This window comes from Magnetospirillum sulfuroxidans (genome assembly GCF_018224925.1).
Taxonomy (GTDB): Bacteria; Pseudomonadota; Alphaproteobacteria; order Rhodospirillales; family Magnetospirillaceae; genus Magnetospirillum; species Magnetospirillum sulfuroxidans.
Genome location: NZ_JAGTUF010000009.1, coordinates 1 through 12,643 on the forward strand (window position 1 = coordinate 1; position 12,643 = coordinate 12,643).

Annotated in this window: 10 protein-coding genes; 5 read left to right on the forward strand and 5 right to left on the reverse strand. The window is 60.5% G+C overall.

Features of this window, described 5'->3' with window-relative positions; translation table 11 throughout:
• Positions 1-48: 48 nt before the first annotated feature.
• A complete protein-coding gene (ccoO, locus tag KEC16_RS10705; RefSeq protein WP_211548683.1) occupies positions 49-780 on the reverse strand; it encodes a cytochrome-c oxidase, cbb3-type subunit II in 732 nt (243 codons plus the stop codon).
• 12 nt (positions 781-792) lie between these two features.
• A complete protein-coding gene (gene ccoN, locus KEC16_RS10710; RefSeq protein WP_211548684.1) occupies positions 793-2,268 on the reverse strand; it encodes a cytochrome-c oxidase, cbb3-type subunit I in 1,476 nt (491 codons plus the stop codon).
• A 270-nt stretch (positions 2,269-2,538) separates the two neighbouring features.
• Here ccoN and KEC16_RS10715 point away from each other — a divergent pair, with 270 nt between their 5' ends.
• Positions 2,539-3,759 carry an ABC transporter substrate-binding protein gene (locus KEC16_RS10715; protein ID WP_211548687.1) on the forward strand — a complete coding sequence of 407 codons (1,221 nt, stop codon included), beginning with the start codon at positions 2,539-2,541 and terminating at the stop codon, positions 3,757-3,759.
• On the opposite strand, the gene KEC16_RS10720 is transcribed toward KEC16_RS10715, so the two are convergent.
• On the reverse strand, positions 3,760-4,692 hold the full coding sequence (locus tag KEC16_RS10720) for a LysR family transcriptional regulator (RefSeq protein ID WP_211548689.1): 933 nt from the start codon (positions 4,690-4,692) through the stop codon (positions 3,760-3,762).
• Between KEC16_RS10720 and KEC16_RS10725 the strand changes: the two genes are divergently transcribed.
• On the forward strand, positions 4,679-5,341 hold the full coding sequence (locus KEC16_RS10725; RefSeq protein WP_211548691.1) for a CatB-related O-acetyltransferase: 663 nt from the start codon (positions 4,679-4,681) through the stop codon (positions 5,339-5,341). The genes KEC16_RS10720 and KEC16_RS10725 overlap by 14 nt on opposite strands.
• Here the strand turns inward: KEC16_RS10725 and KEC16_RS10730 are convergent.
• On the reverse strand, positions 5,301-7,307 hold the full coding sequence (locus KEC16_RS10730; protein WP_211548692.1) for a YgiQ family radical SAM protein: 2,007 nt from the start codon (positions 7,305-7,307) through the stop codon (positions 5,301-5,303). The genes KEC16_RS10725 and KEC16_RS10730 overlap by 41 nt on opposite strands.
• A gap of 99 nt (positions 7,308-7,406) precedes the next feature.
• Positions 7,407-8,588, reverse strand: coding sequence for a GGDEF domain-containing protein (locus tag KEC16_RS10735; RefSeq protein ID WP_211548694.1), 1,182 nt, complete (start codon positions 8,586-8,588; stop codon positions 7,407-7,409).
• A 159-nt stretch (positions 8,589-8,747) separates the two neighbouring features.
• Between KEC16_RS10735 and KEC16_RS10740 the strand changes: the two genes are divergently transcribed.
• The 3 genes from KEC16_RS10740 (at position 8,748) to dctP (ending at position 12,595) form a co-directional block, all read left to right on the forward strand.
• Positions 8,748-9,377 carry a TetR/AcrR family transcriptional regulator gene (locus KEC16_RS10740; RefSeq protein WP_211548696.1) on the forward strand — a complete coding sequence of 210 codons (630 nt, stop codon included), beginning with the start codon at positions 8,748-8,750 and terminating at the stop codon, positions 9,375-9,377.
• Between the two features lie 103 nt (positions 9,378-9,480).
• On the forward strand, positions 9,481-11,565 hold the full coding sequence (locus tag KEC16_RS10745; RefSeq protein WP_211548698.1) for an adenylate/guanylate cyclase domain-containing protein: 2,085 nt from the start codon (positions 9,481-9,483) through the stop codon (positions 11,563-11,565).
• Positions 11,566-11,575: 10 nt separating this feature from the next.
• The gene (dctP, locus tag KEC16_RS10750) at positions 11,576-12,595 is read left to right on the forward strand and encodes a TRAP transporter substrate-binding protein DctP (protein ID WP_211548700.1); all 1,020 of its coding nucleotides are present in this window, start codon (positions 11,576-11,578) and stop codon (positions 12,593-12,595) included.
• Positions 12,596-12,643: the final 48 nt, after the last annotated feature.

Sequence of the window (12,643 nt, forward strand, 5' to 3'; positions counted from 1 at the left end):
AGGGAGCGGAAAAACTCCGAGATGGTCTCGAGAGTCATGCTTCCGCTCCTAGCGCTGGATCTTGGTGTGATCCACGGCCGTGAAATCGACCATGGTGCCGAGAACCTGCAAATAGGCGACAACGGCATCCATTTCGCTGACTTGAGCTGGATTACCGTCGAAATCCCCCACCCGCGCCCCCGGATACCGGGCGAGCAATGCCGCATTGGCATCGGCATCGGGCTTGGCTTGTTCGGCCAGATCCGCCTTGGCGTTGCTGATCTGGTCATCGCTATAGGGAACGCCGACCACCTTCAGGGTGCGCAGATGCGCGTCCGGATCGGTGAAGGCCAATTTGCGGGCCAGATGCGGGTAACCGGGCATCACCGATTCAGGCACCACGTCACGCGGATTGATCAGGTGACGAACGTGCCAATCATTGGTGTACTTGTTACCCACACGGGCCAGATCGGGGCCGGTGCGCTTGGACCCCCACTGGAACGGATGGTCGTATTTGGACTCGGCCGCCAGACTGTAATGGCCGTAACGCTCCACCTCATCCTTGAACGGGCGGACCATCTGGCTGTGACACAGATAGCACCCTTCGCGGATATAGATATTGCGCCCAGCCAGTTCCAGCGGCGTGTAAGGACGAACTCCACCAACCTTTTCGATGGTGGTTTCGATGGTGAACAAGGGGGCGATTTCAACCAGACCGCCGACGATGACGGTTAGCAAAATGCCGACGGCGAGCAGGAATACATTGGTTTCCAGCTTGGCGTGATGTTTGAAGATTGACATGAATTCCCCCCCTTAGCGCGCCATGGCCGCATTCGGTTCGACTTCGCTTGCGCAAACGTCGCCCCGGATGGTGCGGATCATGTTGTAGGCCATGATCAGGGCGCCCAGGACGAACAGAACGCCGCCAATGGCCCGGATCACGTAATAGGGATGCATGGCCTCGACGGTCTCGATGAACGAGTACTGCAAGAAGCCCAAATTGTCATAGGCACGCCACATCAGGCCCTGCATGATCCCCGAAATCCACATGGCGGTGATGTAGAGAACGACACCGACAGTAGCGACCCAGAAATGCGTCCCGATCAGCTTGAGCGAGTACATTTCCCGACGGCCCCACAGCTTCGGAACCAAGTAGTACAAAGCGCCGAAGGAGACGAAGGCGACCCAGCCCAAGGCACCGGAATGCACATGGCCAATGGTCCAGTCGGTGTAGTGCGACAACGAGTTGACGGCCTTGATCGACATCATCGGACCTTCGAAGGTCGACATGCCGTAGAACGCCACCGAGGACACCAGGAAACGCATGACCGGATCGGTCCGCAGCTTGTCCCAGGCACCCGACAGGGTCATCAGACCGTTGATCATGCCACCCCAAGACGGCATCCACAGCATGACCGAGAAGGTGGCGCCCAGGGTCTGGGCCCAATCGGGCAGCGCGGTGTAATGCAGATGGTGGGGACCGGCCCAGATGTACAGGAAGATCAGCGCCCAGAAATGGACGATGGACAACCGGTACGAATAAACCGGACGTTCGGCCCGCTTGGGCACGAAGTAATACATGATGGCCAGGAAGCCGGCGGTCAGGAAGAAGCCGACAGCGTTATGGCCGTACCACCATTGGGTCATGGCGTCTTGGACGCCGCCAAACAGCGAATAGGACTTCATCCACGAATCGCCGCCCATCAGCGCCACCGGCACCGCCAGGTTGTTGCCCAGATGCAGCATGGCAATGGTCAGGATAAAGGCCAGATAGAACCAATTGGCGACATAGATATGCGGTTCGGTCCGCTTCATGATGGTGCCGGCAAAGGCCATCAGATAACAAACCCAGATGACCGTCAGATACAGGTCGATCCACCATTCCGGCTCGGCATATTCGCGGCCTTGCGAAAAACCCAGCACATAGGACAGCGCGGCCATGACGATCAGGCTTTGGAACATCCAGAAGATGGCCTTGCCGAAACCGGCGCCGCCGAACAGCTGTGCCCGACAGGTGCGTTGAACCACATAGAACGAGGTTCCCATCAGCACGTTGCCGCCAAAGGCGAAGATCACGGCAGAGGTATGGACCGGGCGCAGACGGCCGAAAGTGGTCCATTCCAGATCAAGATTCAAAGCCGGAAAGGCTAATTGCCAAGCGATGAAATCGCCGGCGAGGAAGCCGATAATTCCCCAGAAAACGGAAGCCAGGACGAAATTCTTGATGACGTCGTCGTAATACGGCGTCGCCCCCCCTTGCGTCCCCACGGCAGCATTTGCAGCGGACATGCGAAACTCCTTATCAGGTGTCGCGCCGCCGGCCTGGATACAGTGTCCCCCGACCCAAGACGGCAGCCATGTCAACGGATTGATCCGATAACGGCGGCCAGCCTAGGCGTCCGACCGACTTGGAATCATTGTGAATTGTCAGTGGGGTGAAAAAATAGCCGCGCCGTCTTTGCATAATTGCAAAGCCATACCGGCCAATACGCCATTGATAAGGCAGTTTCGTTTCCCCCATTATCAACGGACAAAAATTCCACAGGGAGGAATATAACCATGAGCAAACGGACGCTCGTTTCCATCGGTCTGGCCACCACGGCTTTGTTGGCCGCCGCACCGGCTCAGGCCCAATACGCCGATGGCGGCATCAAGATCGGTGTGTTGACCGATATGTCCGGCCCCTATTCCGCCATGGGTGGTCCGGGTTCGGTGGTCGCGGCGCAGATGGCTATCGATGATTGCCTGGCAGCCGAATGCAAGGGCATGAAGATCGAACTGGTCCAAGCCGACCACCAGAACAAGGCCGATGTCGGCGCCGCCACCGCTCGCCAATGGCTGGACCAAGACCATGTGGACGCCATGGTCGATCTGACCAATTCGTCAGTGTCGTTGGCGGTGCAAAAGCTGATCAAGGAAAAGGGCGGTATCGCCATGTATTCCGGTCCGGCCACCACCCGGCTGACCAACGACGATTGCGCCAGCAATGGTTTTCACTGGATGTTCGACACCTATTCCCAAGCGGCGGTGGGAGCCGCGGCGCTGACCAAGCTGGGCTTCAAGAACTGGTATTTCATCACCGTCGATTACGCCTTTGGCCATTCCTTGGAAAAAGACGCCAGCGAACAGGTGATCGCCAATGGCGGCACCGTGCTGGGCTCGGTCCGCCATCCGCTCAACAACAGCGATTTCTCGTCGTTCTTGTTGCAGGGCCAGGGGTCGAAAGCGCAGGTCATCGGTCTGGCCAATGGCGGCCAGGACACCGTCAACGCCATCAAGCAGGCCAAGGAATTCGGTGTCGGCGGCAAGGACCAAAAGCTGGCGGCGTTGCTGGTTTTCCTGTCTGACGTCAACGCCTTGGGTCTGCAAACCGCCCAAGGCCTGTCTTATGCCGATGGCTTTTATTGGGATGCCGACGACGACGCCCGCGCCCTGTCCGCCCGTTTCGAAGCCAAGGTCAAGGGCACCAAGCCGACCATGGTTCAAGCCGGCGTCTATTCCAGCACCCTGCATTACCTGCGCTCGGCCGCCGCCGCCGGCACCGATGATTGGCAAAAGGTCTCGGCGACCATGCGCCAGCTGCCGATCAAGGATCCGGTGATGAAGAACGCCTCCATCCGCCCCGATGGCCGTGTCATCCACGACATGTATGTCTATGAGGTCAAATCGCCGGCCGAATCCAAGTATTCCTGGGATTATCTGAAGAAGGTCGGCACCGTGCCGGCGGCCGAGGCATTCCAGCCGCTGGCCAAATCCACCTGTCCGCTGGTCAAGGGCTGATTATTGCGGTGACGCCGGTCGATCCGGCGTCACCATTTCCCGGCTTTCCCCCAACAAGAACGCCCGGTTGCGCTCGGCCGCGTCCTTGACGAACAGGCGCAGCGCCTTGATGCGGGCCAAGTTGTGGCGCTCCTCGGGCAAGACCAACCAGAACGAACGCCGAAACAGCACCTGATCCTCCAAGACCGGCACCAGATCGGCAAAGGGCGAAGCCAGGAAGCACGGCAGCACGGCTAATCCGGTCCCTTGGCGCACCGCCGAACATTGCGCCACCACATTGGTCGAGCGATAGCCCACCCGTTCGGCCGGCACGATCTGTTCCAGGTAACGCAGCTCGGCCGAAAACACCAGATCGTCCACATAGCCGATGAAATTATGATGGTGCAGGTCCGAAGCCGAGACGATGGGACCATGCGCGGCCAGATAATCGGGGCTGGCGTATAGTTTCAGGTGATAGTCACACAGCTTGGCGACGGCGTAATTACCGCTGTCCGGGCGTTCGATGGTAATGGCCATGTCGGCTTCGCGCTTGGGCAGATTGACAAAGCGCGACAACGGCAACAGATCCAAAGTGATATGCGGATGGCGGGCGCAGAAATGGGCCAATTGCGCCGCCAGGAAATGGGTGCCGAAGCCTTCGGTGCAGGCCAGTCGGATCTGGCCCGACAGCGCCGCGTTATGGCCGGTCAGCCTTTCTTGGGCCAGATGCATGGTGGCTTCCACCGTCTCGGCGTATTCCACCAAGTGCAGGCCTTGCGCGGTCAACGTGTAGCCCTGATTATTGCGGTCGAACAGCTGGGTTCCCAATTCCCGCTCGAACCGGCGGATGCGCCGCGACACGGTGGAATAATCGATCCCCAACCGTTCCGCCGCATCCATCAGCCGCCGCCCGCGCGCCAGTTCCAGAAAGATTCGCAGATTGTCCCAATCCATCCTGACCTGTCCCGATCCCACCCGCCTGCATCCACTGGATGGCTTCACCAACACTGTCTTCTTGAAACCGCTGTTGGAGCACGAAAGCGCCACCAACATCACTGTCGGCGCCTATAGCTATTACCATGACTTCGACGACCCCAGATCGTTCTTTCGCCGCAACGTCCGCTATAATTTCGGCTTTTCCGGCACCCGGCTGAGGATTGGCAAATACTGCGCCATCGGCCATGGCGCCACCATTTTGATGGCCGACGCCAACCACCCCATTGGCGGCGTCACCGGTTTCCCCTTCGCCATCTTTGGCCAAGACTGGGCCGACCCGCCGCTGAGCGAATACCCCCGCGGACCCGTTGGCGATATCGTCATCGGCAACGACGTGTGGATCGGCTACGAAGCCACCATCCTGCCCGGCGCCCAGATCGGCAATGGCGTCATCATCGACGCCAAGGCGGTGGTCGGCGGCACCATCCCCGATTATGCCGTGGTGGTTGGCAATCCCGGACAAGTGGTCAAGATGCGCTTTGACGACGCCACCATCACCCGGCTGAACCGGCTGGCGTGGTGGGATTGGTCGGCCGAGACTGTCGCCTTGGCCCTTCCCGCCCTGATTAAGGGCGACGTCGCGGAGCTGGAGAGCTTTTGCCCTTGACCGGCCCCCGCGTGTGCTGGGTGCGAAACGGGGTGCCGCCGCTTTTGCCCACCGGGGCGTAATTGCCCGATGGGATCAATTGGTGCTGGCCTGGCCCGATCAGATCGGCGCGGCCCATGTTTTTCAACGCCTCGCGCAGGATCGGCCAGTTTTCCGGGTCATGATAGCGCAGGAACGCCTTGTGCAGCCGGCGTTGCCGCAAGCCCTTGGCCGAGACCACGTCCTCGGTGCCGTTGCGCCGCACCGGGGCCAGCGGGTTCTTGCCGGAATGGTACATGGCGGTGGCCAACGACATGGGGGACGGCAGAAAAGTCTGCACCTGATCGGCCTTAAAATCGTTGCGCTTCAGCCATAGGGCCAAATTCATCATGTCCTGGTCGCTGGTGCCGGGATGGGCGGCGATGAAATAAGGGATCAGGTAATATTTCTTGCCCGCCGCCGCCGCCGCTTTCTCGAACATCTGCTTGAAGCGGTCATAGGCGCCCATGCCCGGCTTCATCATCTTCGACAACGGCCCGGCTTCGGTGTGTTCGGGGGCGATCTTCAGATAACCGCCCACATGATGGGTGACCAGTTCCTTGACGTATTCCGGGCTTCTGACCGCCAGATCGTACCGCAAGCCCGAACCGATGGTGATGCGCTTGACCCCTTTGACCGCACGCGCCTTGCGATAAAGCTGGATCAGCGGCCCGTGATCGGTGCCCAAATTCTTGCAGATATCGGGATAGACGCAGGACAGCCGTCGACAAACCGCCTGAATTTTGTCGTCGTTGCAGGCCAGCCGATACATGTTGGCGGTGGGGCCGCCAAGGTCGGAAATGGTGCCGGTGAAGCCGGTGGTCTTGTCGCGAATGGCCTCGATCTCTTTCAAGATCGAGCCTTCGGAACGGCTTTGGATCACCCGCCCCTCGTGCTCGGTGATCGAGCAGAACGAACAACCGCCGAAACAGCCGCGCATGATGTTGACGGAAAAGCGGATCATCTCCCACGCCGGCAGCTTGGCGTCGCCATACAAGGGATGGGGGGCGCGGGCGTAAGGCAGGTCGAACACCGCGTCCATTTCCACCGTTTCCAGCGGAATCGGCGGCGGGTTCAGCCACACCTCGCGATCACCGTGACGCTGAACCATGGCATGGGCGTTGGAAGCGTTGCTTTCCAGATGCAGGGTGCGCGACGCATGGGCATAAAGCGGCGGATCGGCGGCCACCTCTTCATAAGACGGCAACCGCACCACCACCTGCTCGCCCTTGGGGATGCGCGGGGTATCGTCCATATCCGACCAATCGGCCACCTGCCAGCCATCGGGCACCCGGTCGCGGATAATGACGGTGCCGCGAATATCGGTCATCGCCTTGACCACCTCGCCCGCCGCCGCCCGCCGGGCGATATCGATAATCGCCCGCTCGGCGTTGCCATAGACCAAGATATCGGCCTTGGCATCCAGCAGCAGCGAACGCCGCACCTTGTCCGACCAATAATCGTAATGGGCGATGCGCCGCAAACTGGCCTCGATGCCGCCCATGACGATGGGCACATCCTTGAACGCTTCGCGGCAACGCTGGGCATAGACCAGGGCGGCGCGATCGGGCCGCTTGCCGCCTTCGGCCCCCGGCGTGTACGCGTCGTCGGAGCGGATGCGCCGGTCCGAGGTATAGCGGTTAACCATGGAATCCATGTTGCCGGCGGTGACGCCAAAGAACAGCCGCGGCTTGCCCAGAATTCTGAACGGCTCGGCCGAGCTCCAGTCCGGCTGGGCGATGATGCCGACGCGCCAGCCTTGGGCTTCCAGCAGGCGGCCGATGATGGCGGCGCCAAAGCTGGGGTGATCGACATAGGCGTCGCCGGAAACGACGATGATGTCGCACTGATCCCAGCCGAGACGATCCATCTCGGCCCGCGACAATGGCAGGAACGGGGCGGCGGTATGGCGCGGCGCCGGGGCGGAAACAAGGAGCGATGCGGTCATGTCCCTTACATAGTCGTTCGCACTCGATCTGACGAGGGGGGATGTTGACGATCTCAGGGACGATCACAGGGATGATCGGGGGACGATCGGGAGGGATCGTCAGGAAGCCAGCACCACCACGCGATTGCGCCCCAGATCCTTGGCCTGATACATCGCTTGATCAGCCTGCTTGAGCAAACTCTCCAAGCTGCAATCGCCATCTCGTTCAGCCAGACCGATGCTGACCGTCAGCTTGACGCGGAAACCATCATCGGCGAGGACTTCCTCGGCCTCGCAGGCGGCGCGGATGCGCTCGGCGATCTCGGCCGCCTGATCCGCCTGCGCCCCGGGCAGGATGATGGCGAATTCCTCGCCGCCCATGCGCCCCAGCAAGTCGTCATGACGCAAGGCCTCGCGCAGCAGGCGGGCAAAGGCAATGATCACCCGGTCGCCGGTGGGGTGGCCATGACGGTCATTGATGGATTTGAAGCGGTCCAGGTCCAGCATCAGCACCGATAAAGACCGCTGGTCTTGCTGACGCGACGACAACAAGACCTCGGCCCGTTCGAAAAAGGACCGACGGTTCAAAACCTCGGTCAGCGGATCGACCGAGGCCAAATGGCGCAACGTGTTTTCACTACGGGTAAATTCTTGCAAAGGCAGGCCATAAATCTGCGTGCTCAGGCAAAACAACGCGATCAGCAACGTATAGGACAGCCAAACCGCCAAAGACGGCGCCATCGCCGCCGGCGCCACCCCCATATCCATGACCAGCCCCACCCCGGCACGCCCGAACAGCGTCACCGCCAACACCAGATTTGACGCCAAGGTCATGCGCATGCTGGGTTCGTTCAACGGCAGGTAACGGGCGGTGAAGCCGGCGACCGCCAGATAGAACAAGCCGTTGATGGCCGAAGCGACGATAACCACCAACAGACCGTCCTGCATATGGACGCTGCAAACATATAACAACCCGGCAATGCCCGGTAACGCCCACAACACAGCGCGGTACGCCTGGGGAATGGCATAACATTCCATCAAGGTGATCAGCAAAAAAACCGGGTAGACCAAGATCAGCAGGTTGGCCACCGGCACGCTCAGCCAATTCAAGCCGATATAAGGGCGCAGGAAATAGCAGACGAAACCGGTAGAAAAGGCGGCGCAGCCCAAGGCCAGAATGGCGAAGGCCCGCCGACGCTTGATGCGGTAAAGCTGGAACAGGAAAAAGCCCTGGATGGCGAAGACGAAAATCGTCATCACCATAATGGTCCGCAAATCCGGTACGAACATCAGTTCGGTCATGAAACGATCCCTGGCTTTCCCGCACCCTAACCTCACACCTTTGGCGGGTCAATATATGCATTTATGCCACCACTTATACGCACACCCATCTCCTCGCTTGCGTCGACGGCGTTCCGGGTGGATATACAATGGCTTGTTTATTTGATCGGACCCCGAAGCATGGCGCGCACTGTCGGTTCCAACGGCCCCAAGACCATGGAGGCCATCCGCAAGGCCGGGCTGAAACTGATTCATGAACATGGCTACGAAGCGATGACCTTGCGCCAATTGGCGGCCGAGGTCGGCGTCCAGGTCGGATCGCTGTACAACCACATCGACACCAAGCAGGACCTGCTCTACGACCTGATCAAGACGCATATGGAGGATCTGTTCGCCGAATTGGCCAAGGTCGAAAGCAAAAGCGCCGATCTTGGTCCGGTCGAACGGTTAAAGGCGTTTATTTTCTTCCACGTCACCTATCATATCTTGCGAAAGCGCGAGGTGTTCATCGGCGCCTCGGAATTGCGCAGCCTTGACCCTAATCACTACGAGGACATCGTCGGTCTGCGCCGCCAATATGAAAAACGGCTGATGGCCATCTTGGAAGACGGCCGCGCCCAAGGAGTCTTCCAGATCACCGACATCGCCGTCGCCGCCTATGGCATCCTGGCGATGCTGACCGGAGTCTGTAATTGGTTCCGCCCCTCGGGCCGCCTTAGCCGCGAAGACGTCGCCCAGGTTTATTCCGACATGGTGATGCGCGGATTGGTGCCTGACGCGCAATTGTCGGCAACCTGCACCTTACGTTAGAAACCGCGAAAGTTTCGCTTTACCATACTTCGGAATTACCACATTCTTCCTATGGCTATTTTCCTTTGGATCAGGGGGAAAGCAGGCTTGCTGGAAGGTGCTCATGGATCGGGTTCGCATTCGCCTGCGGTTGGGCATCACCGTGATGTTTTTGTTGATCGTGGTGCCGCTGTCATCGGCGATGATCGGCTTCATCTACAGCCGCAACGCCACCTTGGCCCGGCAAATGGCCGAACAATCCATGGACTTGGCCGCGCGCGAGGTGACCATCAAGGTCAGCGGCGTCATCGACGGCATGGCCCGCGCTTTGGATATGGCCGTGGCCTTCGGCAAGGGCCAGCAAAACGAACTGCGCCGCCCCGAATCGCTCCGCCCCATGCTCGAACAATTGCAGCAAATGCCCGGCGTGTTCAGCCTGTATTTCGGCATGCACGAAGATGGCGCCTTTTATCAGGTCGCCCATCCCGAGGCGGATGACAGCTTCATCAGCCCCAATGGCAACAAAGCGCCAAAAGACGCCAAATGGGCCATTCGCATCATCGACAACAGTTCGGGGCAATGGCGCGATACCGTATTGTATCTGGCCAAATGGGCCAAAGTCGTCGGTCTGGAACGCGCGCGCCCCGCCTATGACCCGCGCCAACGCCCGTGGTACAAGGCGGCATTGACCAGCGACGACATCGCCGGTTCACCGGTCTATATGTTCGCGGGCTCAACCCAGCCGGGCCTGACCTTGTCGCGACGACTGACCACTTCGGATGGGGCCCGTCTGGCGGTTTTCGGCGCCGACATGACAATAGCCGCCTTGTCGGCGTTTCTGCGCGAGCAAAAAGTTGGCCAAGCCGGCCGCGTCTTCATCTTGGACGGTGATGGCCGGATGATCGGTTATCCTGACGAGCACCGGATCATCAAGGCCGATGGCGCGGCGCTCAGGGTCATCGACGCCGCCGAAATCGACGACCCGGTGGTCGCCCAGGCGGTCAAGGGCTTACGCGCCGGAAACGGCCAGCATTTCGCCGTTCGCTCGGCTGCCGACGACAGCGATTGGCTGGTCAGCTTCACCCCCTTCGCCAATCGCTTCGGCAGCACCTGGACCATCGGCGTGGTCGTCGCCGAGGATGAATTCACCGGCCCGATCAAACGGGCCAGCTTGATGATCTTGGTGGCGGGCGGCCTGTTTCTGACCCTGGCCGCCCTGGCCATCTTGTGGGCATCGCGCATGCTGGTGCGGCCGCTGGAAGCGTTGATCCGCGAAACCGACAGCATCCGCCGGCTGGAACTGGACACGCCGGTCAGGGTGCTTTCTCCGGTCATCGAGATCGATTCATTGGCCTCGGCCATCGCCTCGATGAAGACCGGTCTGGCCAGTTTCGGCACCTATGTGCCGAAAAGCCTGGTGCATGACATCATCCGTTCCGGCGCCGGCACCCTGGTCGGCGGTCAACGCCGGCCGCTGACGGTGATGTTCACCGACCTGCAAGGCTTCACCGCCGCCACCGAATCCATGCCGCCCGAACAGGTTCTGCCGTGGCTGTCGTCTTATTTCGATGCCATGTCCAGCGCCATCCATCTGCATCACGGCACCATCGACAAATATATCGGCGATGCCATCATGGCCTTGTGGAATGCGCCGCTTGATGACGACCACCACGTCGCCAATGCGTGCCGGGCCATGCTGGCCTGCCGCGAGGCGGCGATCATGAGCAGCGGCGACACCGCCCTCAAGACACGCATGGGCCTGCATACCGGGACCGCCGTGGTCGGCAATGTCGGCGCCAGCGACCGGATGCAATACACCGCGCTGGGGGCCATGGTTAATCTGGCGGCACGGGTCGAAGGCCTGAACAAACAATTGGACACCCAGTTGCTGATCACCGGGGCGGTGGCCCAAGCGGTGGCCGGCCGCTTCACCTTGCGGCCCATGGGAAAAGTGCTGGCAGTGGGCACCAGCCAGCCCATCGAGGTGCATGAATTGCTGGGCGAAGGCAGCCTTGCCGCCGCAGATGTCCAGATTTGGGGACAAGCCATGGATCTGATCGGGCAACGACGCTGGACCGAAGCCGCCGCCGCCTTTCGCGCGTTCAGCGCTCTGCGTCCGCATGACAAGGCCGCGGCGCTGTACCTTAAGGCGTTGCAAACGGCAGAAGCCGACCATTGGGATGGTGTTTTGCGTTTTGTCAGCAAATAAGGCGATGACAATGGCCCTGGGACGCATTCTTTGCTTTGCCGCGGCGCTGTTGGCCGCCTTGCCGGCGCTGGCGCAGCCGGTCCAAATCTTTCTGGCCCATGCCCAGCCGCAAAATCCGGAAAATGACCCCGTGGCGGCGGTGGCCGAGGAATTCCGCCGCCTGCTGGCGGAAAAGAGCCAAGGTCGGCTGGAGGTGGAAATCGTTGCCGAAAGCCTGCTGGGCGGCAATCGCGACATGACCAATCTGGTCGCCAAGGGGGTGATCCACTCCGCCTTGGTCACCGTTGGCGGCGTCACCCCCCTTTATCCGCCGCTGATGACAACCCAACTTCCCTTCGCCTTCAACCGCGTCAGCGATGCCCGCAATGTCTTGGACGGTCCGTTCGGCCAGGACATGGCCGCCGACATGGCGGCGCGGACCAAGCTGACCCTGTTGGGCTTCGCCGATCCCGGCGGCTTTCATGTTTTGACCAATTTCGATCGCGATATCGTCACCCCCGACGACATGTGGGGCTTGCGCCTGCGCGCCATTCCCGGCTTCGCCCCCTTGGACGCCATGATCACCGCCGTCAATGCCCGCCCGGTTCAGGTGTCGTCACGCGACGAACTGGCCATGCTGTCGGCCGGGGCCATTGATGGTCAAATGAGCCCATCGGCAGTGATCTTGGCCCGTAATTTCGACATGGCCCAACACCATGCCACCTTGCTGGACGCCTTGTATTCCCCCTATGTCTGGCTCTTCAACAGCGCCAAGCTGAAGGCGCTGTCGGCCGCCGATGCCCAAGCCGTGCGCGAAGCCGCCAGCGCGGCGCTGAAAAAGGGCCGGGCCCTGGTCGACACCATGGATCAGTCCGAACGTGGCCGCTCAGGCTTAGCCAAGCGCATGCAGGTGCGCACCTTGTCGGCAGCGGAACGCCAAGCCTTTCGCCAGACCATGCAGCCGCCGGTCGAAGAAGCCATCATCCAGGCTTTGGCCGACGACCATGCCTGGATGGAAAAGTTCAAGGCGGCGCTGCCCTCTATCCGTTAGCCTAAACCCTGGGCGAAGGCATAAAAGCCGCTTGCACTCCGATTAAAA

Excerpts from the sequence above, each read along its gene's own strand:
- ccoO (WP_211548683.1), bottom strand. The coding sequence starts at position 780 with ATGTCAATCTTCAAACATCACGCCAAGCTGGAAACCAATGTATTCCTG.
- ccoN (WP_211548684.1), bottom strand. The coding sequence starts at position 2,268 with ATGTCCGCTGCAAATGCTGCCGTGGGGACGCAAGGGGGGGCGACGCCG.
- KEC16_RS10715 (WP_211548687.1), top strand. The coding sequence starts at position 2,539 with ATGAGCAAACGGACGCTCGTTTCCATCGGTCTGGCCACCACGGCTTTG.
- KEC16_RS10720 (WP_211548689.1), bottom strand. The coding sequence starts at position 4,692 with ATGGATTGGGACAATCTGCGAATCTTTCTGGAACTGGCGCGCGGGCGG.
- KEC16_RS10730 (WP_211548692.1), bottom strand. The coding sequence starts at position 7,307 with ATGACCGCATCGCTCCTTGTTTCCGCCCCGGCGCCGCGCCATACCGCC.
- KEC16_RS10735 (WP_211548694.1), bottom strand. The coding sequence starts at position 8,588 with ATGACCGAACTGATGTTCGTACCGGATTTGCGGACCATTATGGTGATG.
- KEC16_RS10740 (WP_211548696.1), top strand. The coding sequence starts at position 8,748 with ATGGCGCGCACTGTCGGTTCCAACGGCCCCAAGACCATGGAGGCCATC.
- KEC16_RS10745 (WP_211548698.1), top strand. The coding sequence starts at position 9,481 with ATGGATCGGGTTCGCATTCGCCTGCGGTTGGGCATCACCGTGATGTTT.
- dctP (WP_211548700.1), top strand. The coding sequence starts at position 11,576 with ATGGCCCTGGGACGCATTCTTTGCTTTGCCGCGGCGCTGTTGGCCGCC.